Source organism: Paenibacillus ferrarius, assembly GCF_002027705.1.
GTDB lineage: Bacteria > Bacillota > Bacilli > Paenibacillales > NBRC-103111 > Paenibacillus_E > Paenibacillus_E ferrarius.
Genome location: NZ_MBTG01000019.1, coordinates 39171 through 62473 on the forward strand (window position 1 = coordinate 39171; position 23303 = coordinate 62473).

21 protein-coding genes are annotated in these 23303 nt (G+C 47.0%); 17 read left to right on the top strand and 4 right to left on the bottom strand.

Going from position 1 to position 23303, the window contains the following annotated elements; translation table 11 throughout:
* Nucleotides 1-24: 24 nt before the first annotated feature.
* The 10 genes from BC351_RS20615 (at nt 25) to BC351_RS20660 (ending at nt 12690) form a co-directional block, all read left to right on the top strand.
* Entirely contained in the window at nt 25-924 is a 900-nt protein-coding gene (locus tag BC351_RS20615) for a phosphoribosylaminoimidazolesuccinocarboxamide synthase (RefSeq protein ID WP_079414611.1), read from the top strand.
* 99 nt (nt 925-1023) lie between these two features.
* Entirely contained in the window at nt 1024-1263 is a 240-nt protein-coding gene (gene purS, locus BC351_RS20620; RefSeq protein ID WP_079414612.1) for a phosphoribosylformylglycinamidine synthase subunit PurS, read from the top strand.
* Nucleotides 1264-1303: 40 nt separating this feature from the next.
* On the top strand, nt 1304-1999 hold the full coding sequence (gene purQ, locus BC351_RS20625) for a phosphoribosylformylglycinamidine synthase subunit PurQ (protein ID WP_079414613.1): 696 nt from the start codon (nt 1304-1306) through the stop codon (nt 1997-1999).
* The gene (gene purL, locus BC351_RS20630) at nt 1977-4220 is read left to right on the top strand and encodes a phosphoribosylformylglycinamidine synthase subunit PurL (RefSeq protein ID WP_079414614.1); all 2244 of its coding nucleotides are present in this window, start codon (nt 1977-1979) and stop codon (nt 4218-4220) included. Before purQ ends, purL begins: the two co-directional genes overlap by 23 nt.
* The gene (purF, locus tag BC351_RS20635; RefSeq protein WP_079414615.1) at nt 4205-5737 is read left to right on the top strand and encodes an amidophosphoribosyltransferase; all 1533 of its coding nucleotides are present in this window, start codon (nt 4205-4207) and stop codon (nt 5735-5737) included. The genes purL and purF overlap by 16 nt, the downstream gene beginning before the upstream one ends.
* Nucleotides 5738-5845: 108 nt before the next feature.
* The gene (gene purM, locus BC351_RS20640; protein ID WP_079414616.1) at nt 5846-6886 is read left to right on the top strand and encodes a phosphoribosylformylglycinamidine cyclo-ligase; all 1041 of its coding nucleotides are present in this window, start codon (nt 5846-5848) and stop codon (nt 6884-6886) included.
* Nucleotides 6886-7497 (top strand): phosphoribosylglycinamide formyltransferase, encoded by a 612-nt coding sequence (gene purN / locus BC351_RS20645; RefSeq protein ID WP_079414617.1) that lies wholly within the window; start codon nt 6886-6888, stop codon nt 7495-7497. The genes purM and purN overlap by 1 nt, the downstream gene beginning before the upstream one ends.
* A 101-nt stretch (nt 7498-7598) precedes the next feature.
* Complete coding sequence (purH, locus tag BC351_RS20650; RefSeq protein ID WP_079414618.1) at nt 7599-9146, top strand: bifunctional phosphoribosylaminoimidazolecarboxamide formyltransferase/IMP cyclohydrolase; 1548 nt, start codon at nt 7599-7601, stop codon at nt 9144-9146.
* 66 nt (nt 9147-9212) lie between these two features.
* Complete coding sequence (purD, locus tag BC351_RS20655) at nt 9213-10472, top strand: phosphoribosylamine--glycine ligase (RefSeq protein WP_079414619.1); 1260 nt, start codon at nt 9213-9215, stop codon at nt 10470-10472.
* Between the two features lie 169 nt (nt 10473-10641).
* Nucleotides 10642-12690, top strand: coding sequence for a methyl-accepting chemotaxis protein (locus tag BC351_RS20660; RefSeq protein ID WP_079414620.1), 2049 nt, complete (start codon nt 10642-10644; stop codon nt 12688-12690).
* Nucleotides 12691-12714: 24 nt separating this feature from the next.
* Here the strand turns inward: BC351_RS20660 and BC351_RS43950 are convergent, their stop codons facing one another.
* Nucleotides 12715-12846, bottom strand: a complete 132-nt coding sequence (locus tag BC351_RS43950; RefSeq protein WP_279628354.1) for a hypothetical protein — start codon at nt 12844-12846, stop codon at nt 12715-12717.
* Nucleotides 12847-13004: 158 nt separating this feature from the next.
* On the opposite strand from BC351_RS43950, the gene BC351_RS20665 reads away from it, so the two are divergent.
* Nucleotides 13005-14015 carry an N-acetylmuramoyl-L-alanine amidase family protein gene (locus tag BC351_RS20665; protein ID WP_158082166.1) on the top strand — a complete coding sequence of 337 codons (1011 nt, stop codon included), beginning with the start codon at nt 13005-13007 and terminating at the stop codon, nt 14013-14015.
* Between the two features lie 730 nt (nt 14016-14745).
* Here BC351_RS20665 and BC351_RS42940 read toward each other — a convergent pair.
* Entirely contained in the window at nt 14746-15150 is a 405-nt protein-coding gene (locus BC351_RS42940; RefSeq protein ID WP_158082167.1) for a hypothetical protein, read from the bottom strand.
* A 37-nt stretch (nt 15151-15187) separates the two neighbouring features.
* On the opposite strand from BC351_RS42940, the gene BC351_RS20675 reads away from it, so the two are divergent.
* Complete coding sequence (locus BC351_RS20675) at nt 15188-15973, top strand: DODA-type extradiol aromatic ring-opening family dioxygenase (RefSeq protein ID WP_079414623.1); 786 nt, start codon at nt 15188-15190, stop codon at nt 15971-15973.
* A 33-nt stretch (nt 15974-16006) separates the two neighbouring features.
* Here BC351_RS20675 and BC351_RS20680 read toward each other — a convergent pair whose 3' ends face one another.
* Entirely contained in the window at nt 16007-16420 is a 414-nt protein-coding gene (locus BC351_RS20680) for a thiol-disulfide oxidoreductase DCC family protein (protein WP_079414624.1), read from the bottom strand.
* Nucleotides 16421-16636: 216 nt separating this feature from the next.
* Nucleotides 16637-16864, bottom strand: a complete 228-nt coding sequence (locus BC351_RS43525; RefSeq protein ID WP_079414625.1) for a hypothetical protein — start codon at nt 16862-16864, stop codon at nt 16637-16639.
* Here BC351_RS43525 and BC351_RS44385 point away from each other — a divergent pair.
* From BC351_RS44385 to BC351_RS20705, 5 genes are all read left to right on the top strand, one after another.
* Nucleotides 16857-16925 (top strand): hypothetical protein, encoded by a 69-nt coding sequence (locus BC351_RS44385; protein ID WP_425270936.1) that lies wholly within the window; start codon nt 16857-16859, stop codon nt 16923-16925. The two genes, BC351_RS43525 and BC351_RS44385, sit on opposite strands and share 8 nt — an antisense overlap.
* A gap of 126 nt (nt 16926-17051) precedes the next feature.
* Nucleotides 17052-18878 carry a cache domain-containing sensor histidine kinase gene (locus BC351_RS20690; RefSeq protein ID WP_079414626.1) on the top strand — a complete coding sequence of 609 codons (1827 nt, stop codon included), beginning with the start codon at nt 17052-17054 and terminating at the stop codon, nt 18876-18878.
* Nucleotides 18871-20436 carry a response regulator transcription factor gene (locus tag BC351_RS20695; RefSeq protein ID WP_079414627.1) on the top strand — a complete coding sequence of 522 codons (1566 nt, stop codon included), beginning with the start codon at nt 18871-18873 and terminating at the stop codon, nt 20434-20436. The genes BC351_RS20690 and BC351_RS20695 overlap by 8 nt, the downstream gene beginning before the upstream one ends.
* Entirely contained in the window at nt 20433-21719 is a 1287-nt protein-coding gene (locus tag BC351_RS20700; protein WP_079414628.1) for an ABC transporter substrate-binding protein, read from the top strand. Before BC351_RS20695 ends, BC351_RS20700 begins: the two co-directional genes overlap by 4 nt.
* A gap of 135 nt (nt 21720-21854) precedes the next feature.
* Nucleotides 21855-23222 carry an ABC transporter substrate-binding protein gene (locus tag BC351_RS20705; RefSeq protein ID WP_079414629.1) on the top strand — a complete coding sequence of 456 codons (1368 nt, stop codon included), beginning with the start codon at nt 21855-21857 and terminating at the stop codon, nt 23220-23222.
* Nucleotides 23223-23303 lie beyond the last annotated feature (81 nt).

The window sequence follows — 23303 nt, forward strand, 5'->3', positions numbered from 1 at the left end:
CATTTGCAATGAGGGGAGAGGGGAATGTTGGCTGTGATCACGAAAATCCTTGATTCAGCGGTAGAACTGGTGAAAGCGCCGCTTGTTCACAAAGGCAAAGTGCGCGAGTTGTATGATTTGGGAGAGAACTTCCTGATCGTTGTAACGGACCGCATCTCGGCGTTCGATTACATGTTGAAACCGGATGTTCCGGACAAAGGCTACGTGCTGAATGCACTGAGCAAATACTGGTTCAACGTGACGAGCGGTTACATGAAGAACCATATCGTCCACACGGACGTGGAACAGCTTCATGCTGTCATTCCTGACGCAGCGGCGCGAGAGCTTCTGAAGGAGCGAATTATTGTCGCCAAAAAAGCAGAGCGCATCTCCATCGAGTGTGTAGTTCGCGGCTACATCACGGGCAACGGCTGGAGACAGTACGCTCAGACTGGCGAGATTAACGGTCGTAAGCTTCCTGAAGGACTGCGGAAAAATCAACGGCTGGAAGATCCGATTTTCACGCCTGCGGCGAAAAATGATGTTGGTCATGATGAAGACATTTCCGTAGAACAAATGGTGGCGTTGGTCGGTGAGAACCTGACTTACGAGCTGCAAGAGAAAAGCATCATGCTTTACACGCTTGCGCATGCGATTTGTGAGCAAAAAGGCATTATTTTAGCAGACACCAAATTCGAATTCGGCATTTATGCCGGCGAACTTATTATTATTGATGAGATTTTCACGCCGGATTCCTCCCGTTATTGGTCACAAGAAAATTATGCGCTCGATATCGAGATTGATTCGATGGACAAAGAGCCCGTTCGTACGTACTTGGCGGGTTCGGGCTGGGACAAAAACAGCGAGCCAGACGAGCTTCCGGCTTCTGTTGTGGAAGAGACGTCCAATCGATATAAAGAGATTTTGCGTCGTTTGACGGAGTAGTGGGATAAGAGCCTCTAGAGGCTCTTAATCTCCCGTTTTGGATGGATGAATGACATATAAGAGTCTTGAGGGACTTCTATTTTGAGGAGGAGATTGGATATGAAAGCAACGGTTTACGTAACGATTAAGCAGAACGTATTGGATGTTCAAGGAACTGCGGTGCAAGGAGCGCTTCATTCGATGGGTTTTGAGGAAGTTGGCAAGGTGCGCATTGGCAAATATTTGGAGCTTGAGCTGGGCACAACGGATAAAGCAGAAGCAGAAGCACGCGTGAAAGCTATGTGCGAGAAGCTGCTTGCGAACACGGTTATCGAAGACTACCGCTACGAGTTGGCGTAACATACCGAATAGGCTTACCACTTAAAAGGAGGAACACGTCATGAATTTTGCGGTTCTCGTTTTTCCGGGATCGAACTGCGATATCGATTTGTACAAAGCAATCGAAGATTCAATCGGTGAACCGGTTGACTACGTATGGCATACAGAAAGCGACTTGTCTAAATATGATTGCATCCTAGTACCAGGCGGATTCTCTTATGGGGATTACCTGCGCTGCGGAGCTATTGCACAATTCACGAATGTTATGAAATCCGTTGTGAAAGCGGCGGAAGAAGGCAAATACATTCTAGGTATTTGTAACGGATTCCAAGTGCTGACGGAAGCAAGATTATTGCCAGGAGCGCTGCTGCGCAACAATGGCATGAAGTTCCGCTGTCACCAAACGGCGCTCAAAGTAGAGAACAACACGACGGCATTCACGCGTGACTATGCGGAAGGCGAGATCATCACGATCCCTATCGCTCATGGCGAAGGCAATTATTATTGTGATGATGCAACACTGAAAGAATTGCAAGAAAACAAACAAATCGTGTTCCGTTATGAAGCAGGCAGCAACCCGAACGGATCATTGGACGATATTGCAGGAATCAGCAACAAAGCAGGCAATGTTGTTGGCATGATGCCCCATCCGGAACGTGCGGTTCACGAGATTCTGGGCTCAGCAGACGGCAAGAAAATGTTCACATCAATTCTAAGCGCTTGGAGGGAGAAACATGACGCAGCAGCTATCCGCTAAGGAACCATCAGCCGAACAAATCGCGGAACAGAAAATTTACAAGCAAATGGGCGTAACCGACGAAGAGTTTGCCAAAATTTGCGGCTTCCTTGGACGCAATCCGAACTATGTGGAGATCGGCGTATTCAGCGTTATGTGGTCCGAGCATTGCTCTTACAAAAATTCCAAACCGGTGCTTCGCAAATTCCCTGTTACAGGACCTCGCGTTCTGATGGGACCTGGCGAAGGCGCAGGGATCGTAGATATCGGCGACAACCAAGCCGTCGTTTTCAAAATTGAAAGTCATAACCACCCTTCCGCAATCGAGCCTTACCAAGGCGCGGCGACAGGTGTGGGCGGTATTATTCGTGATATTTTCTCCATGGGCGCGCGTCCTGTAGCGCTGCTGAATTCCTTGCGTTTCGGCAAGCTGCAAAACGATCGTGTGAAGTACTTGTTCGAGCACGTTGTATCGGGTATCGCAGGATACGGGAACTGTATCGGGATTCCAACAGTTGGCGGCGAAGTCATGTTCGACGAAAGCTACGAAGGAAACCCGCTTGTTAACGCCATGTGCGTCGGTCTCATCGACCACGACATGATTCAACGCGGTGTTGCCAAAGGTGTTGGCAACCCAGTATTCTACGTAGGGCCGGCAACGGGCCGCGACGGCATTCACGGTGCGACATTCGCGTCCGAAGAGCTGACGGCTGAGTCTGAAGCCAAGCGTCCAGCGGTGCAAGTTGGCGATCCTTTCATGGAGAAGCTTGTGCTGGAAGCATGCTTAGAGTTAATCGATTCCGGCATCGTGCTCGGAATTCAAGATATGGGCGCAGCGGGACTCACTTGTTCCAGCGCTGAGATGGCAAGTAAAGCAGGCAACGGCATGGAGCTGTACCTGGATGAAGTGCCGCAGCGCGAAGACGGCATGACAGCATATGAAATGATGCTGTCTGAGTCTCAAGAGCGTATGCTTTTCGTGGTTGAGCCGAAGCATGAGGCGCAAGCCAAGGGCATCTTCGAGCGCTGGGGTCTTCACTGCGCCAAAGTCGGCAAGGTAACCGATGACGGTTACCTGAAATTGATCCACCACGGTGAAGTCGTGGGGAACATGCCTGTCGGCGCACTCGTCGACGAGTGCCCGGTGTACAATAAGCCGAGCAAAGTGCCGGCTTATTACGAAGCTAGCGCAGCTATCGATACAACCCGTTACCCAGAGGTAACGAAGTTGACAGATGCGCTTAAATCGGTCCTCGCGTCTCCGACGGTAGCGAGCAAAGAGTGGGTGTACAACCAGTATGACTACATGGTTCGTACGGAAACAGCTGTGCGTCCGGGATCGGATGCAGCGGTTGTAACGATTCGCGGAACCCGCAAGGGCCTCGCGATGACAACCGACTGCAACGGACGCTACGTGTATCTGGATCCGGAAGTTGGCGGACGGATCGCCGTTTCTGAAGCAGCGCGCAACGTGGTCTGCTCCGGCGCTGAGCCGCTTGCCGTTACGGACAACCTGAATTTCGGAAGCCCGGACAAACCGGAAATCTTCTGGCAGTTGGAGAAATCTACTGACGGTATGGCAGAAGCTTGCCGCTTCTTGGATACACCGGTTATCGGCGGAAATGTCTCGCTGTACAACGAGAATTCCAAAGGCGCGATCTACCCGACGCCAGTCATCGGGATGGTTGGTCTTGTTCATGACATCGACCACATCACGACACAAAGCTTCAAAAACGAAGGCGACATCATCATCCTGCTCGGCGAGACGAAAGCAGAACTCGGCGGCAGCGAATTCCAATATGTGATTCATAATGTAACAGAAGGACGTCCGCCTGAGCTTGACTTGGCTACCGAGAAACGCCTGCAAAACGCCGTTTTGAAAGCCATTCAAGAAGGTCTTGTCGCTTCTGCGCATGACTTGTCCGAAGGCGGCTTGGCTGTAGCTTTGGCTGAAAGCTGTATCAGTGGCAGTGTTGGCGCAGCAGTTAACGTAACGTCTGAGCTTCGCCCTGATTTCGCATTGTTCAGTGAAACGCAGTCCCGTATTCTTCTGAGCGCAACACCTGACAAAGCAGACGCATTGAAGCACTGGATTGCTTCCCAAGGCGTGCCGTATGAAGAAATCGGAACCGTAACGGGTGCAGATTTGACGATCAAAATCAACAACGAACAGCGTCTCCAGTCTCCGGTAAGCGAGCTGGCGAAAGTCTGGAAGGATGCGATCCCATGTCTAATGGCATAGAACAATCCAAGGCCCTAAAGCTTCCCGCAGCTCCTCTCGTTCAACTGGGGGATCAGCAGCATGAACTTTGGACTGGCGAATATTTCAACGAGGGTGTTGGCGGCCAAGGCGGATTGTTTGATAAGCTGAATGAAGAGTGTGGCGTGTTCGGGGTGTATGGTCATCCCGATGCCTCCTCTCTGTGCTACTACGGGCTTCATGCCTTGCAGCATCGCGGACAGGAAAGTGCCGGCATTTGTACAGTCGAAGACGGTAAGTTCAATTATTATCGCGGCATGGGACTTGCCAAAGAGGTGTTTACGAACGATAATCTGCATCCTCTGACAGGTTCTACGGCGATCGCGCATGTGCGTTATTCAACAGCTGGCGAAAGCAAGCTTGCGAATGCGCAGCCGCTCGTATTCAAATATCGCGAGGGCGATCTGGCGATTGCAACGAACGGCAACCTTGATAATGCGAACATTATCAAGCGGGAGCTTGAGCGTAAGGGATCTATTTTCCAAACGACCAGCGATACGGAAGTTCTGGCGCATTTGATTGCTCGTTCGGAACATGATGATATCGTGGATGCGGTGAAGGATGCTTTGCATCAAGTGGTTGGCGGATTCGCCTTCTTGATCATTACCAAAGATAAGTTGATTGCTGCGCTCGATCCGAATGGATTGCGCCCTTTCATGATTGGCCGCCTCGGCGATGCGTACTTGTTCGCTTCCGAGACCTGCGCGTTCGATGCGGTGGGGGCTGAATATTTCCGCGACGTCCAACCAGGTGAGATTATTGTGCTGGATCGCGACGGCTTCCATTCGGAACAATTTGTCGAGGGTGGCAAGCGTGCGATCTGTGCGATGGAGTACATTTACTTCGCTCGTCCAGACAGCGATATTGACACGGTGAACATTCACTCTGCGCGTAAGCGGATGGGGAAACGTTTGGCGATGGAAGCTTTCGTGGACGCGGATATCGTGACGGGCGTGCCGGATTCCAGTATTTCAGCGGCAATTGGTTTTGCGGAACAGACGGGCATCCCGTATGAGCTGGGTCTGATCAAGAACCGCTATACAGGCCGGACGTTCATCATTCCAAGCCAAGAGCTGCGGGAGCAAGGGGTCAAAATGAAGTTGAGCGCTGTGCGCAAAGTGGTTGAAGGCAAACGCGTAGTCATGATCGATGATTCCATCGTTCGTGGAACAACGTCGCTGCGCATCGTCAATTTGCTGAGAGAAGCTGGCGCTACGGAAGTGCATGTGCGGATTTCTTCACCGCCTTTCATGAACCCTTGCTACTACGGGATTGATACCCCGGACCGCAAGGAACTGATCGCTGCGATGAATTCCATCGAAGAAATTCGCAAGGCGATCAACGCGGATTCCCTTCATTTTTTAACCAAAGAGGGACTGCTTGATTCGATCGGTCAAGGTTCGGCAGGAGCGGCGAGCGGATATTGCACGGCTTGTTTCGATAACAGCTATCCAACGGAAATCGTCGATGTGACGAAAGTTGGTTGTGCTTGCGATTAATCGGGTAATCAATAAGGAAATGCTAAAAATTGGAATACACAACGGGAGGGCCGGATGCTTAGGCGGACGCCCCCCGATACATAGACAAAACTAAGGAGTGGAAGCGACGTGTCAGATGCTTACAAAAAGGCTGGAGTCGATATCGCAGCAGGAAACGAAGCCGTAGAACGGATGAAAAAGCACGTCAAACGGACATTCCGTCCTGAAGTGTTAACGGACCTCGGAGGCTTCGGCGGGCTGTTCAGCTTGAACAAAGACAAGTATGAGGAGCCTGTGCTCGTATCGGGTACGGATGGCGTGGGCACGAAGCTGAAGATCGCTTTTGCAATGGATAAGCACGATACGATCGGGATTGACGCTGTTGCGATGTGTGTGAACGATATTATCGTTCAAGGCGCGGAGCCGTTGTTCTTCCTTGATTATCTGGCTTGCGATAAAGTTATTCCTGAGAAAATCGAAGCAATTGTTAAAGGGATCGCTGACGGTTGTGCGCAGTCTGGCTGCTCACTCATCGGCGGGGAAACGGCGGAAATGCCGGGCATGTATGCGTCAGGGGAGTATGACATTGCCGGCTTTACGGTTGGAATCGTCGACAAGAAAAAGATCATCGACGGTACAACAATTCGTCCTGGAGACGTAGTTCTAGGTCTGGCTTCAAGCGGCGTGCACAGCAACGGGTTCTCTCTTGTGCGCAAGCTTTTGCTGGAAGATGGCGGTTATACGCTGCAAGGGCATGTGGAAGAGCTGGGCGACAAGCTCGGGAATGTGCTTCTTGAGCCAACGAAGCTGTATGTGAAGCCGGTTCTGGCGATGTTGGAAGATGTAGCGATCAAAGGGATGGCGCATATTACAGGCGGCGGTTTCATCGAAAATATTCCACGGGTTTTGCCGGAAGGCGTAAATGTAGAGATCCAATACGGCTCATGGCCGATTCTCCCGATCTTCGCGCTGATGCAGCGTGAGGGCGGCATTTCGAACAACGATATGTTCCGTACGTTCAACATGGGGATTGGTATGGTTGTGATCGTGAACGCAGACGATGCTGAGAAAGCTATTGCAGCAGCGGAAGCGCAAGGCGAGAAAGCCTACCGTCTGGGTGTTGTAACCGAAGGCGAGCGTGTCGTGACGTTCCAAGGAGCTGAGGTGTAATGCAGCCTTACCGGATCGCGATTTTTGCTTCGGGCAGCGGATCTAATTTCCAGGCTATCGTGGACCAGGTACAGAAGGGGAAGCTTGATGTCAGCATCGAGCTTCTTGTCTGTGACCGCCCCAAAGCCTACGTGGTTGAGCGCGCCAAGGAAGCGAAAGTGCCAATGTTCGTGTTCAGTCCAAAGGAATATGAAAGCCGCGAGGCTTATGAAGCTCTTATTCTGAAGGAGCTTGTAGAGCGTCAGGTTGATCTGATCGTCATGGCTGGCTACATGCGGATTATTACGGATGTGCTGGTTGGGCCTTATTTTGGGCGGATGATCAACATTCACCCATCGCTGCTGCCGTCTTTTCCGGGCGTACGCGCGATTGAGCAAGCCGTCGAGTACGGCGTAAAGCAAACCGGCGTCACCGTGCACTTCGTGGACGGCGGCCTGGACTCGGGCCCGATCATCGCGCAGCGCGCCGTGGAGATCCACGAGCACGAGACCGCGGAATCGCTCGCGGAGCGGATTCATGCGGCCGAGCACGTGCTGCTGCCGCAGGTGATCCGCTGGCTGCGCGAGGATCGCGTGAGCCTGGATGGCCGCAGGGTTGGCGTGCGGCTGTAGAGGTTAAGGCTGTTTGCAGGCTAAGCCGAAGTGATTTTCATTTTTCAACGCTAAAAGCACTCGTAAACTATATATAAATTCATTTTCTGGGAGGAAGCATAGTGGCAATCAAAAGAGCACTGATCAGCGTGTCCGACAAGACAGGCATCGTTGAATTCGCGGGCGAGCTGGCGAAGTTGGGCGTTGAGATTATTTCTACAGGCGGTACGCAAAGTTTGTTGAAGGAAAAAGGGGTACCGGTTATCGGTATTTCCGAGGTTACAGGATTCCCTGAAATCATGGATGGCCGCGTCAAAACGCTTCATCCTGCAGTACACAGCGGGCTTCTGGCGGTTCGTGACAATGAAGAGCACCAAGCGAGCATGAAAGAGCTCGGATTGGATTATATTGATCTGGTTGTCGTGAACTTGTATCCTTTTGCTGAGACGATTGCCAAGCCGGATGTAACGTATGATCATGCGATTGAGAACATCGATATCGGTGGGCCTACCATGCTTCGTTCCGCAGCTAAGAACCATGCATTCGTATCCGTTGTTGTAGATGCTGCTGACTATGCCAAGGTGTTGGAAGAAGTCCAAGAAACGGGCGACACGACGCTGGAAACGCGCAAACGTTTGGCAGCCAAAGTATTCCGTCACACAGGTTCATACGATGCGTTGATCGGTGACTACTTGACTGGCCTGCAAGGCGAGCCTTACCCAGAGCGCTACACGGTAACGTATGAGAAAATGCAGGATCTTCGCTACGGTGAGAACCCGCATCAAAGCGCAGCTTTCTACCGCAAGCCGAATGCAGCTGCTGGCAACATCACGACGGCTGAACAACTGCATGGCAAAGAATTATCCTACAACAATATTAACGATGCGAATACAGCGCTCCAAATTGTGAAAGAGTTCAGCGAGCCTGCTGTTGTGGCTGTTAAGCATATGAATCCATGCGGCGTTGGGATCGGTACAAACGTGCTTGAAGCTTACACCAAAGCGTACAACGCAGATCCAACGTCCATCTTCGGTGGTATCGTAGCTGCGAATCGTGCGATTGATGAAGCGACAGCGCAATTGCTGCATGAGATTTTCCTGGAAATCGTGATTGCGCCTGATTTTACACCGGAAGCACTCGATATCCTGTCCAAAAAGAAAAACATCCGCCTGCTCAAAGTAAGCGGCTTAGATACAATCGCTGGTCGCAAAGCGCAGCCAGTGATTACAACGGTCGAAGGCGGGATGCTCGTGCAAGATAGCGATGCGTACCAACTGACAGAAGCGGATCTGAAAGTCGTGTCCGAGCGTCAGCCGACTGCCGAAGAGATGAAACAGCTGCTTTTTGCATGGAAAGTAGTTAAGCACGTTAAATCTAACGCGATCGTACTCGTTGCTGACGATATGACGGTTGGCGTGGGCGCGGGTCAAATGAACCGTGTCGGCGCAGCCAAAATTGCTATCGAGCAAGCTGGCGACAAAGCGAAAGGCTCCGTGCTTTCTTCCGATGCATTTTTCCCAATGGGCGACACGCTTGAAATGGCAGCAAAAGCCGGCATTACGGCGGTCATTCAGCCAGGCGGCTCCATCAAGGACGAAGAGTCCATTCGCGTTGCCAACGAAAATGGCATTGCTATGGTCATGACAGGCGTACGTCACTTTAAACACTAAAACAACTGAGAATGCTCACGATCGTTTCTGAGACCGTGGGCATTCCCCATGAGAGGGGTATAAACCATGCGGGTATTAGTTATTGGACGAGGCGGGCGCGAGCACGCGATTGTATGGGCTCTGAGCAAAAGCCCAAAAATCAGCAAATTGTTCTGCGCACCGGGGAACGGCGGGATTGCCGGATTAGCAGAGTGCGTGCCGATTACAGAGCTGCAATTCGATGAAATCAGCACGTTTGCGAAGGAGCAAGCTATTGATCTTGTTATGGTAGCTCCTGATGATCCGTTAGCCGCAGGGTTGGTTGACCATCTAGAGTCCAAAGGGATCGAAGCTTTCGGACCACGCGCGAACGCGGCGATTATTGAAGGCAGCAAGGTTTTTATGAAAGAGCTTTTGAAAAAATACAGCATTCCTACAGCTGCTTACGAATCTTTCGACTCCTATGAGCCGGCACTTGCTTACTTGCGCAGTCAAACAGCACCAATCGTCATCAAAGCTGATGGCTTGGCTGCCGGTAAAGGTGTGACGGTTGCTCAGACAATGGAAGAAGCGGAAGCTGCGCTTAACGATATCATGGTCGATCAAGTGTTTGGAAAATCCGGCGCAAGTGTCGTTATTGAGGAATTCCTGACTGGACAAGAGATGTCCTTGCTGGCTTTTGTCGATGGCTCCACGGTTCGTCTGATGGTGCCTTCGCAGGATCATAAGCCTGTGTTTGACAATGATAAAGGGCCAAATACAGGCGGAATGGGTACTTATTCTCCGCTGCCGCATATCCATGAATCCATTGTGCAGGAAGCATTGAAGAACATCGTACAGCCAACGGCTGATGCTATGGTCGCAGAAGGCCGACCGTTCAAAGGCGTGCTGTATGCGGGACTGATTTTGACACCGAACGGTGTGAAAACGATTGAGTTCAACGCGCGCTTCGGCGACCCGGAGACACAGGTTATTTTGCCAAGGCTCAAAACCGATCTGCTTGATATTTTCCTTGCCATCAACAACGGTACGCTGGCTGAGCAGCCGATCGAGTGGAGCGAGGATGCGGCGGTTTGTGTCATTGTAGCTTCGCCAGGTTATCCGGCCGCTTACCCCAAAGGTCTGCCGATTACAGGGCTGGATCAAGTGCAGGATTCCCTTGTGTTCCACGCGGGGACGGCTATCGAGGACGGTCAAATCGTCACCAATGGCGGGCGCGTTCTGGGCATCACAGGGATCGGCAAAGATATTATTGAAGCTCGTCAGAAAGCTTATGCGGACTTGGATCGGATTCATTTTGACGGGAAGCATTACCGGACGGATATTGCGATGAAAGCTTTGAAATAAGCAGAAGATGAGTTTCAAAATGAATGTATATCAAACAACCTCTTGATCTTCGGGAGGTTGTTTTTGTTTTGTAAATGGTCTCGAATCCTAGAGGGATGTACGTGAAAATGTCGAATTTTGCCGTTATCACACTTTAATCCTAATGAGGTAAGCGGAGGAGACAAAGAGAATGAAACTAAAAAGTATTCAGATTAAATTCATGCTTCTACTTGTTCCACTGATTATGGTTACTCTGATAGCTATCGTTGCGTTTGCCTACGTGTATAGCAAAGGATTGATTAATAACGAGATTGGGCTCAAGATGCAGCAGCAGCTCGAAAGTGTGACAAGTACGATGAATGGCAAGCTGGCCACGCATCGCAAAGTGGGAGAAGTGCTGGCAAGAACGGTGGAATTCGCACCTAATCAATTGACTTTGGACAATTACAGTCAAATACTGAGCAATGATTTGAACACGAGTGAAGATACATTCGGTTTAGGTATTTTCTTTGAGCCGTTCAAGTACAATGCCAAGACGAAATATGTTTCAACCTATGCCTTTCGCGAAGGGGATAAGATTGAACTGACAGCTGACTATAGCGCCCCAGAGTATGATTATCCGCACTGGGAGTGGTATAAAGCAGCACAAAGTGCGAAACAATCGTATACCTACTCGGATCCTTTTTATGACGAGAAGACCAATGTCACTATGGTTACGACGAGCATCCCCCTTTATGATAAAAACAAGCAGTTCCTTGGCGTGATTACGTCGGATTTTAACTTGAGCAGACTACAGAAGCTGACGGAAGAAACCAAAGTAGGCCGCACAGGCTGGGCTTTCCTGGTTGATGGTAAAGGAAACTATCTGGCTCTCCCGGATAAATCCAAGGTGATGAAGATCAGTATGGATAAGGATCCGAATCCCTCTATTAGCGGGTTAGCGCCAACTCTTCTTGCTCAGCAAAAAGGGGAGTCAATTCTCACAGATGATAAAGGAACAAGTCGTATTTATTTTCAAAAAGTCGCAGAAACCGGCTGGACACTGGGCCTAGTGATCCCAGAGAAAGAGCTGCAAGAGCCTGTGAATAAGCTTGTTACGTCTTTGGCGATTGGCGGCCTGCTTGCGGTTGTTACTGTGATGCTTATCATTTTCTTGTTCAGCCGCTATTTGGTTGCTCAGATACGCCGAGCCAAAGTCATGGCTGGTTACATTGCGGATGGTGATTTAACCCATCATATGGAAGTGAAAACCAGTGACGAATTAGGCCAAATGGGGCATTCCTTCAATGAAATGATGGAGAGGCTTCGCACGATGCTTGGATCTATTTCGGTGCATACGCACACGGTTGCTTCCATGTCGGAGCAGTTGTCGGCTAGCAGCGAGGAGACGTCGCGTGCGACGGAGCAAATTGCAGATGCCATCCAGCAAGTCGCCTCAAGCGCTGATGAGCAAAGCCATCTTAATGAAACTTCGAAAACAACGGTGACGGAGATCGCGAAGCAAATTATAGCCATTGTGGACGGTGTTCGAAAAGTAACCGAATCAACAGAACTAACCGCGGAGACGGCTGAAAAAGGGAATAAAGCGATAGGCGAAGTAACGGAGCAAATGGAAATCATTCATCGTCATATGGAGCAATCGGGCCAGATTGTGAATGAATTGAACGGGAAATCAGCGCAAATCGGCGATAGCATCACTTGGATTACAACGCTATCCAGTCAAACGAATTTGTTGGCGCTTAACGCTTCAATTGAAGCAGCGCGGGCCGGTGAGCATGGGAAGGGGTTTGCTGTTGTAGCTGCCGAAGTCCGTAAACTGGCGGAACAGTCGGCACTCGCAGCGGATCGGATTCGCGGCTTAATCGTTGATATCCAAGCGGAGATCGGATATGCAGTGGATTCCATGGATAAGGGCAACCAGGCTGTCAATGAGGGCACCCTAATGAGCCAAAGCGCGAATGAAGCCTTTCTGGCTATTCGCCAAGCTGTGGGGGATGTTTTTGGCCACGTGAAAGAAGTATCTCAATCGGCGGCCCATATCCGAAGTGATTCTAAACGAATGGTGGAGGTTGTTGAGCACATTTCGGAGCTTTCCAGTAAAGCGCTGGGGAATACACATAGTATTGCCGCGGCTGCTGAGCAGCAGCTTGCTTCTATGGAAGAAGTTAGTGCAGCCTCCCATTCACTGTCGAAGATGGCTGACGAGCTACAAGAAGTCGTAAACGTGTTTAAGGTTTAACTAGCTGTCTTCTATGTGGTCCCTTTACTTTTTATCATTGGTGCCTCTGATCAGCTTGTCTTTATTTTTATATACAAACCATATGGCGAAAAGTACACCTACAAGTAATGCAATGGATTGCCACTCATGAATAATGAAGTTCCAGAGGTTTTCCATATATGTGCCTCCTTCGGTAATTCCTTTAGGATAGTTTTGGCAGTAGGGGACGGTTTCATGCATACTGCGGCTTCTAGCAGGAATTTACAAGTAATGAAACGAATGTAGCAAGAAACTAAGTTGCTTTAGGCAAGAGTAGAGAGATGGGGGGCAGTTGTGTGAAAAAGGCAAGAAATCAGAAGCGACGAGTAGTAGTACTCTTCAGCGCTACGCTGCTTATCGGCTGTGTGTTGGTTGCTATTTGCAGCTATAGTTTTGGTTTTGACAGTTTAATCCCATCGGGAAAAACAAGTACATCAGTGCAAGCCATAGAAGCTGAGTCGAGTGCATCGATACCTGAGAAAGAAGCTTTGCAGCTGGTGCCATCACCTGCGGATGAACCGGCTGATCCTGTCCAGCTATCTACCAGTGATGATACCAAGCCTGCCGCAAGAGTGGCTGATGTTCAGTCCGTTGCAGCACCGAGCCCGACTCCCTTGGTTAAGCCAACAGTGAAGCCGACGCCTGCGCCTAAATCAGAGCCTACTGCTGCTGGTAACAGCAAGCTGGTCATGCTCGACCCGGGACATCAGCGCAAAGGGAATCAAACACCCGAACAAGTCGGCACTGATGTGAGGGAAACGAAGCCGGCGGTCAGCTCCGGCACCGTTGGTGTAAGTACCAAGAAACCGGAATATGTGCTCAATTTGGAGGTTTCCTTGTTGATCAAAGCCGAGCTGGTCAGCCGAGGCATTGAGGTTGCTATGACACGTGAGACGCATGACGTGGATATCAGCAACAAGCAGCGCGCGGATATGGCCAATGAGGCCGGAGCCGCACTTGCGGTGCGCATTCATGCAGATGGGGATGGCTCGCCGAAGACCAAGGGGTTTTCGGTTTTGTATCCTTCCGCTTCCACCGCGGCGGTGAAGCCGATTGCAGCTGACAGCCGTGAGGCGGCGGGCTATCTTTTGGAACGATTAAAGGCTGCAACGGACACGTCCGGAAGAGGACTATCTGCGCGCAGCGATTTATCCGGTTTTAACTGGTCCCAAGTACCCGTCGTCTTGGTCGAGCTCGGTTTCATGACGAATCCCGAAGAAGACGAGCTGATGTCGGACGAGGACTACCAAAAGAAGCTGGCTAAAGGCATTGCAGATGGCATTGAACAGTTTCTGCAAAGTATGTAAATTCAACAGCCGCCTTCGCTTTAAGCACCCAACCTGCTCTGAGACGGATGAAGAAAGGGGGCGTCTTAGTGTGAGTGTAGAACGCCAAAAAGGGAGTGTCTGGGTAGTTAAAGTAGCAAAACCATGCTGAGAGGCCGAAGGGCTGTCTCAGGTAAGAATGGGTGGAAGTCTCCGCAAGAGCGTGCTGAGAACGCGAAAAAGTGAGTGAAAGGGTAGTCAAAGTAGCAAAACTTGCTGAGAGGCCGAAGGGCTGTCTCAGGTAAGAATGGTGGAAGTCTCCGCAAGAATGCGCTGAGAACGCAAAAAAGGGAGTGCTAGGGTAGTCAAAGTAGCAAAACTTTGCTGAGAGGCCGAAGGGCTGTCTCAGGTTAAAATGAGTGGAAGTCTCCGCAAGAGTGCGCTGAGAACGCTAAAAAGGAGTGACAGGGTATTCAAAGTAGCAAAAATTTGCTGAGAGGCCCAAGGGCTGTCTCGGGTAAGAATGGTGGAAGTCTCCGCAAGAGTGCTCAGAGAACGCCAAAAGGGGAGTGTCAGGGTAGTCAAAGTAGCTAATGGATTCCCCAAAAACCGACGAAACGGAACTACGATCCGTTATTTCGCGGATTTAGCGACAAAAGCAGCTCAAAGGGAACGTCGTTCCCTTATTTGCTCGATTTCACACCAAATTGTGGTCTAAATGAGGAATTAGCGGATCAGAGTTCCCTTTGAGCATGAAAAGAAGCAGTTTACCTTAAAATAGCGTACCATAGTTCCTCTTCCTCCTAGCTAGCCGGATTATTCTCATAATTGCTACCACTAATCTCACCAGTTCTGTATCGTGGCTCCCCGAATGCCTTCTCCGCCCATCCGCCACCGTCCCAAGTCCTTGTTTCTGTCTCTGTCCTTGTCCTTGTCCTTGTCCTTGTCCTTGTCCTTGTCCTTGTCCTTGTCCTTGTCCTTGTCCTTGTCCTTGTCCTTGACCTTCGCGCTTGACCTTCGCCCTTGACCTTCGCCCTTGACCTTCGCTCTTGACCTTCGCTCGTAGCCATGCCCTTTTCCCTCGTCCTTCGTGCTTCGCCCCTCCGCCCCTGCCGAAAAGGCAAGCCGCCTCATTATTTAAATTAAAAAAATGAACAAAAGCGTATAATGTAGCCATAGGGAGATATTCCCATGTAGAAAAGGAGGGGCGTGCGATGCTGCCAACATTTTTCGTAGCCCATGGTACCCCAAGCTTGGTGATCGAGCAGCATGCTTATACCGAGTTTCTGCAAAAGCTGGCCAGAAGCATTCCCATACCGAAAGCCATCGTGCTGTTCAGCGCGCATTGGGAAAGCGGCGTGCAGAAAATCAGCGCTGCCATTCAGCCTGAAATGATCTATGATTTTAAGGGTTTTTCGGAAAAATTGTATAGTATGGAATACCCGGCCAAAGGAGATTTGACGCTTAGTTTGCATATAGAACAGCTATTTCTAGAAGAGGGCATTCGCTGTGAGCTGGATGACGAGAGGGGCTTGGACCATGGGGCATGGGCCCCTCTGATGATTATGTACCCAGATGCGCAGATCCCTGTGGTGGTGCTTTCTGTGAATCCGCGGTTGACGGCGGAAGAGCACTACCGGATCGGTGCGGCCCTAGGCCCCTTGCGGGATGAGGGGGTTCTGATTCTTGGCAGTGGAGGCACGGTTCACAATCTGCGGCGTCTGGATCGGAATAACCCGGTGCCGCAGGTATGGGCTGTGGAGTTCGACGAGTGGCTGGCGGAGCAGCTGGAGACGTGGAACTTAGAGGCGCTGATACGGTATGATGAAAGAGCGCCTAATGTGCGTGAGGCGGTTCCGACGCCGGAGCATTTTGTGCCTTTGCTGCTGGCGCTGGGCGCGGCGGATACGACACGCAGAGCGAAGCTGCTGCATCACAGCTTTCAGATGGGCACGCTGAGCTTGTGCTGCTGGATGTTTGGGGGCAAGAAGCGGCATTAAGAGGCCGTAATCTTCATGAACACGCGATAGCCGCTAATCCAAAAAGCGCATCTTGAACTCCGGCTTCGGCAGCATGCACATCTCGGACTTGCCGAACCAGCGATAGCGATTGCGCGCGATGAAGGCATATACCAGATTCCTTAGCGGAGCAGGAATGATAATCGCTGCGTAGGCCAAAGGCCAAGCGCCCCGCAGTCGCCGGGCAATGCGCAGCGCGGCTGTTGAACGTGTATAGGCACGGCCGCCTTCAATCAGGACAATCGTGCTGAGGATGTCTGTTGGCAGATTGTGCTGCTCGAGCAGCTTAAGGCCGCTGCCTGACTGCAAGGACGCGAAGCGGAAAATCCCCTTCGGGTCGTTCCGCAGGATGAACTGCACGGCTCCGCTGCATAAATTACAAACCCCATCGAACAATACGATGGCGGGCTCATTGGTTGGCTTGGTCAAGGCAAAGCCCCCTTTGTCAAAGGCAAATTAAGTTCAGTCTTTCCCTCTACTATACCGAATCATCGTGCAGGAACCAACTCTCTTTTCAGCCGCATGGCACAAAAAGCTTCTATTTTTCTTATCCCTAGCAAATCTATTTACTAGAACGATAGAATTATTTTAGAAGAAGAGGTGCAGCCCCGTTGAAATCATTGCCAACTTTCCGTACTCATCGTCTTAGCACCTGGTTGTCCTTGGATGCTCTGTCATAGCCCTTGCAGGTTGCGGCAATACGCCTGCTTCCGTACCAACGAACAGCCCGCTGGCTGTGGGAACACCGTCTGCCGCTGTTTCACCGACAGCTAAACCGGCATCAACAGCCGTCGAAACGACGCTGCCGTTCAAGTTTCCTTTAACCGGCTTGCCGACCGATACGGAAGTGAAGACCCGGCCCTTCATGGTCATGGTCGAAAATGCGCCGCAAGCCAGGCCGCAAACCGGCCTCGATCAAGAAGGCTGTGACTGATTTGGGATAAATAAAAAGATACGTTTCTGTAATTTATCCATAATTTGAACTGTGAAAAATCCATGATGAATTGTGTTGATTTCGAGTAAAATATAAGGACATCAAATAATGTAAAGAGGCGATGACTTGTTTAAGTCTTTGAGATTACAGAATAAAATCTTCGTTTATTTTTCTTTATTTGCATTTATTATAGTGTCCGCGATTAACTTACTATTTTATTATTATGCAGAAAGTTTTGTTGAAGGTAATGCCGTTGCTAATAAACAACAAATAACACAAAAGATACAAGAGCAACTAGATAGTATGCTTGAAGGTATGGACAAATTATCGATTTCTGTAAACGCTTCAAATTACATCATGGATACTCTTGCGCGTATTCCACTTTCAAAGAACAATAACTATTTCGACGAGAACCCAGGTGTTAGCTCACAAATAAAAAATATCTTATTGTCATATACAGCGCTTCAACCACTAAAAGAGCGAATTAGTTTGATATCAAAGGATGGCGACTATATCGAAATTAGTAACAAAATGAATAGTCAGCAAGTAACAAAAGATTTTATACGTAGAATGCCTGAATTTCAAGAGTGGATGAACTCTGATATGTATAAGATCTGGATACCATTGCATCCGGGTTATTGGTCCGCAGATGCAGATCTTGAAATTTCTTTGGTGCGCCCACTTCGTGATAACTATCAGGTTCTCGGGCTTGTTGTGGTCAGCTTTAATATTTCAGAACTTGAAAGAATCGCATCCTTTAGGAACGCCCAGTCTTCTAGTCAGATTTTATTATGCGATGGAAATCAGAAGGTAATTTATGCTAGGGTTTCACCTTTTCCCAAAGAACAAATAAGCTGTTTGAAGCCAGAAGCAGGCGAGAAAAACGAAAATACTGTAAATCATAAACTTTGGAAACTCAACAATGAAACATTCATGGCGTTTACAGTTGGTTTATCCAAGGTGAATTGGTCGTTGATGTTATTAGACGATGAAAGCTCATTTCATAAACCAATTTTATATCTAAGGTACAGTACATTTAGTATCTATTTTATTGCTTTATGTATAATACTTGGACTTTTATATTTATATATTGGCATGGTGACAAGGCCCATTCGAAGATTGAGGGAGTCGCTTGCTAATTTTGATATGGAGAATTTAATTCTACACTCGACTCGGCTGCATACTAAGAATGAAATAGTATTGCTTGGTCAAGCCTTTCAGGATTTACTGGATAAATTAAGGGATTCAATTATTGTTGTGGATCAGGCAAATCAACGAGAAATGGCTGCTCATATGAACGCCCTACAGGCTCAAGTAAACCCACATTTTTTATATAACACATTAACCGTCATTGGTGCTTATGGGAAAAGTAAGGGCAATGATGAAGTTATGGATATGTGTACTGCGCTCTCAGATATGTTGCGTTATGCCATGAAGTTTGGTGAAAAAGAGACTGTTTTGATTTTTGAACTTCAGAATGTAGATAATTTTTTAAAGCTTATGGCCAAACGTTATGCAAGTTTGTTTACCTATACTTTAGATGTAGATCCTTCATTAAATATGCTCCCCGTTCCAAAATTATTTCTTCAACCGATTGTAGAGAACGCTTTTCATCATGCATTTAAGGAAAAGGATCCTCCTTGGGAGATTGAAGTTAAGGGTGCAATTGAGAACAATCGTTGGTGGATCCATATCGCTGATAATGGCACAGGAATTAATCTTGAGAGACTCTCTCATCTGTTGGAAATCATTCAAGTTATGTCTCAAAATCCTATAACTCCCTTTTCTATGAACGCTTCTGCTGAGTTACATGACTCAGAAGGAAGCGGGATTGGTCTTCAAAATGTGTTTGCGAGATTGTTTTTGTTTTACAAAGGTGACATCTCGATTCATATCGAGCGCTTGGAAGGTTCAGGAACATTGATTCGTTTAGGAGGTAATTTTCATGTTTAACATCATGCTCGCAGAGGATGAACCGCCAATTTTATTCATGATGAAAGCGATGATAGAGGAAGCCCACCCTTCTTTTAAAGTAAGACAATGGGCATTTAATGGGAAAGATGCTTGGGCAATGATTCAGCAGCAGAAACCAGATGTACTTATTACGGATATAAAGATGCCGTTTATCGGAGGTTTGGAACTTGTCTCTAAAGTAAAAGAATTAGACCCCCAAATACTATGTCTTATTTTAACCGGCTATAACGACTTTGAGTATGTTAGAACCGCTCTTCAACTTCAGGCGTATGACTATTTATTAAAGCCTGTAAAAGAAGAACAGATCAAACAAGCGTTAGCAAAATTGGCCGATCAATTGGACCAGATCACCTTGGATGCAGAAACTGCACTCATTAAACACTATGTTAATTATGGTAATGGTTTTGATAGTAAAAGATATTTGGGCCGTGAAGTTGAACTATCATATTCCTATTACAACTATTTTTTGGTACGTGCTGGAGCAGCATCAAAGCTAGAGTACGATATTTTAAACCCAGGGAAAGAAGCGATAAAACTTCTTCAGCGCAAAATGGTTGTTGATATTGTACCTGCTGGTGCAGGCGTATGGATAATGGAGGGACCGCAACTAAATGAAAAGATCATTGTAATTGGCGACCCTCACTTATGGGAACCTGATACTTCTGAACAATTTGCTGACTTAATAATAAATCATCTTAGGAGATTGAATAATGATGTACCGTTTCATGTTTTTACAGGCAAAAGCGTCAAATTGCCAGAGTTATTGAGAGAAGCTATTGATCAGTTGCGGAAAATAGTGCATTTGTGCACACGTATTCATAGATCGGGTATCTATCCAGTTATAGGTGTAGCTGAGGAACAGAAAGAAAATTATTTGAGCCCTGATTTGCTGGCAAAATGCATGCAACTCGTGCAAGAAAACAGTTTTGTTCACTTTAATAAATCGTTGATGATGTGGAGTGTAGATTGGGAGAGGAAAGATTTTTCGCAGGAAAAAATTGAGGCGATTTTGGAGACTATAGTCCTGAAGTTTGAACAATATCTAGGTGGAGGCCAATTGCGATCTTTAAATGAATTTGATGCAAATGAGATCATATCAACTTGTACAAGTATTCCGCAGATTGTTGAGGAATTTGGAAATTATATAAAACCAAACTTTGAACGAGGAAGCAGAGTTCAACAGGCCTCCGCTAAAGATTTAGTTTCTAGGATAGAAGAATATTTGAATACACACTACATGGATCCTATTTCAAACGAAATTTACCAAAATATTTTTGGATATAATAAGAATTATATATCCAATGTATTTAGTGAAGTTAAAGGTCTTCCTCCAAGTAAATATCTGATGAAATTACGAATACAAAAGGCTAAATTGCTTATTGAAGAGCACATTGAATTACCACTTAAAACTGTAGCAGAACGGGTCGGTTATGATGATCCGTTATACTTTAGCAGAGTATTTAGGAATGAAACAGGATTCAGTCCGAAAGATTATAAAGAAATGTTGTCGCGGCAGAGGGAGGATGAAAGTGAATGAAGAGAGGTGTTCTAGTCGGAGGTGTTTTGTCAATTTTGATTATTCTGAGCAGCTGCTCTCCGGAGAAAAGTAAAATACAGGAGGAGACTCCTCAGCAAGCTGTGACGTTAACTTTAATGGCGAATATGGATTGGATAGGGAAACCCTACCTGCAACGAGCATGGAAAATGTATGAGAAGGCAACAGGTAACAAAATTGATATTCAGGTTGTACCAATTGATACAGCGACTACAGTTATAAGTAAGCGCGTTGCAATGGGGGAAATCACTGATATTGTTATGGGTTTTGGAGGGACAAGTTTAGCCGATCTCCAACCGGTAAAGAATTTTGAGGATATGACAGGTGAAAAGTGGGTTTCTGAAATTAAGAGCACAATTTTGCCAATCTTGTTACACAAAGGTAAAATTTATGGGCTTCCACTTTGGGAGTCTTCAATCAGTGGTATTTTGTATAACAAGGAAGTGTTCGAAAAATTCAACATTCCTAAACCAACTAACCATGCACAATTTATCGAAGCATGTGAATCATTGCTCTCGCATGGCATCACACCTATTTATTTACCCACAAAAGACATTTGGCCTTTAAGCCCCCAATATGGCTTAGATTCTTTAAGAAAAGCTTATCCTCATTTAGTAGAGGACCTGAATTCTAATCGTATTAAATTTTCAGATATTCCTGAAATTCGAGAACTAATAGATGATTATAAAAATATGGCGACAAGGGGCTTTTATGGTTCGAATTTTTTAAACAATAATTGGGATGGGCAAGCAGCAGCTTTAGCAAGTGGAAAATATGCAATGGCGATTGCATGGGATGTTTATTTATCATCAGATGTAGAGCCGCAGTTCCCAGGAACTGCACGCAAATTTGGAATATTACCATTCTTCTTAGGAAGTTCTCGACTTTTTGGCTATGAGGGTCCTAATGTCGCAATGATGATGGTCAATAAAAATGGAAAGCACGTTAAAGAGGCCATGGAGATGATCAGGTATATGGCCAAAACGGAAAACTTAAATGAAGCTTTCCGCGACATTTCTTCTGAAACACCATTTAATTCTGTTACCACAAATCAACCGACAACCCCATATATTTCAGATAAAGCGTATATAGATGCGAATACGAATCCATCTATTACCCCTTCAATAATTGGATATAACCAACTTGAGATGGGTAGAATTATTCAGCGAGTTTTAGCAGGAGAACTTACTACTGATTTGGCTATTAAAGCTATGGATGATATGAGAATTGCGGCGGCTATAGCCCAACAAGTTCCCGGCTTTTAGCTTATGAAATTCTTGTGGCTTCTGTAAAATATCCATGTAAAGATCTGTTTTGAATCCTTATTATAGCGCTTACAATTATATTATTCTAATCATGTAAAGATTAATGTATCGCTCTATAATAAGGGAGGAAACAAGATGAGAAAGAACAAGAAATGGTTAATAGGAACATCGGCACTACTTTTGTTGAGTTCGGTCTTATCTGCTTGTGGAAGCGAATCAGAGAAACCAGCTGCAACGCAAGGAACAGTTGCAGCGACAAGTGACTCTGGTAAACAGGAGACAGTAACATTAAAGTTCTGGACCTGGTCGCCTTCTGCTGAAGTATATAAGCCGATTATTGAAAAGTTTCAAGCTGCAAATCCTAACATTAAAATTGATCTTAGCATTGTAGGCGGAAATAACAGTTCGCCGTATCAGACCAAAATGCCTCTTGCATTAACGACTGGTGAAGATTTGGATATCGTCGGAATACAGACTGGCGGGATGCCAAAGCAAATCGAGGATTACTTGTTGCCACTAGATGATATTATGAAACAAACAATTGGTGCGGATTGGCTAAGTAAATTTTCACCGATCAGTATTAAACAATTATCTTCTCAAACGAGCGGTGGTATTAAATTCCTTTCCATGGGTTCAGTTGGTTCAATGGTTATGTACTACAACAAAGATATTCTTGATCAATTAGGAGTATCTGTTCCGAAAACTTATGATGATCTTAAAAACATTTCAAAAGCTATCAAGGATAAGAACCTGGACATTCTCCCAGTTGCACTTAATGCGAAAGACGCGTGGACTGATGATGAAGTGGTGTTGACTATTGCAGGTCAGCAATCAGACATTTACAATAAATTCCATTATAACCAAGGTGGAAAATTAAATGGTCCTGAGTATACACAGGCTTTATCAAGCTTCAAGAAGATGTTTGATGATGGTGTTTTAAGTAAGAAAGATGTTTTTGATTTGGATTATGATCGCTCAAAAACACTGTTTACAACAGGCAAAGCAGCAACGTTTATCCAAGGTACGTGGGAAGCTAATATGATTGCCGAAAAAGTTCGTAAGGACAATAAAATTAACATTAAAGACGTAGGTTTAGTAGCAATTCCAGCTATTGAATCAAATGGTAAAGCATCGATCCGCTCTTTCGTTGATATGGGGCTTGGTATTGTTAAATCTTCGAAGCATCCTAAAGAAGCAGCTAAATTCATTCAGTATTTGACACTAGGTGAAGGCAATGATGCGTTGAATAATCAGTTCCTGTTCACAAGCAACAAGGTCGGTTCCAAAATTGACGAAACGTTGCTTACTTCTCCAACAGCAAAAGAATCTTATCAAACTCTCGTGAACTTGGTTTCTCAACCTACCGCAGATCGTAATAATAATTCTAAATTCTCCGATGTTGCTGGTGCTGAAATACAAAAGTTTATTTTAAATGGCTTAGATGCTAAAGCAGCTGCTCAAAACATCCAAAAAGAATTTGATACTGGGAAATACCCGAACTAATACCAATACTCCCTTAGTGAAGCCGAACCTGAACTTCGGGTTCGGCTTTGCTAGTATATTAGAAAAAAATTGAATCGGATG

Bases quoted from the DNA above. Each gene is read 5' to 3' on its own strand.
- BC351_RS20615 (WP_079414611.1), top strand. From the start codon at position 25: ATGTTGGCTGTGATCACGAAAATCCTTGATTCAGCGGTAGAACTGGTG.
- purS (WP_079414612.1), top strand. From the start codon at position 1,024: ATGAAAGCAACGGTTTACGTAACGATTAAGCAGAACGTATTGGATGTT.
- purQ (WP_079414613.1), top strand. From the start codon at position 1,304: ATGAATTTTGCGGTTCTCGTTTTTCCGGGATCGAACTGCGATATCGAT.
- purL (WP_079414614.1), top strand. From the start codon at position 1,977: ATGACGCAGCAGCTATCCGCTAAGGAACCATCAGCCGAACAAATCGCG.
- purF (WP_079414615.1), top strand. From the start codon at position 4,205: ATGTCTAATGGCATAGAACAATCCAAGGCCCTAAAGCTTCCCGCAGCT.
- purN (WP_079414617.1), top strand. From the start codon at position 6,886: ATGCAGCCTTACCGGATCGCGATTTTTGCTTCGGGCAGCGGATCTAAT.
- purD (WP_079414619.1), top strand. From the start codon at position 9,213: ATGCGGGTATTAGTTATTGGACGAGGCGGGCGCGAGCACGCGATTGTA.
- BC351_RS20660 (WP_079414620.1), top strand. From the start codon at position 10,642: ATGAAACTAAAAAGTATTCAGATTAAATTCATGCTTCTACTTGTTCCA.
- BC351_RS43950 (WP_279628354.1), bottom strand. From the start codon at position 12,846: ATGGAAAACCTCTGGAACTTCATTATTCATGAGTGGCAATCCATTGCA.
- BC351_RS42940 (WP_158082167.1), bottom strand. From the start codon at position 15,150: ATGGCTACATTATACGCTTTTGTTCATTTTTTTAATTTAAATAATGAG.
- BC351_RS20675 (WP_079414623.1), top strand. From the start codon at position 15,188: ATGCTGCCAACATTTTTCGTAGCCCATGGTACCCCAAGCTTGGTGATC.
- BC351_RS43525 (WP_079414625.1), bottom strand. From the start codon at position 16,864: ATGACCATGAAGGGCCGGGTCTTCACTTCCGTATCGGTCGGCAAGCCG.
- BC351_RS20695 (WP_079414627.1), top strand. From the start codon at position 18,871: ATGTTTAACATCATGCTCGCAGAGGATGAACCGCCAATTTTATTCATG.
- BC351_RS20700 (WP_079414628.1), top strand. From the start codon at position 20,433: ATGAAGAGAGGTGTTCTAGTCGGAGGTGTTTTGTCAATTTTGATTATT.
- BC351_RS20705 (WP_079414629.1), top strand. From the start codon at position 21,855: ATGAGAAAGAACAAGAAATGGTTAATAGGAACATCGGCACTACTTTTG.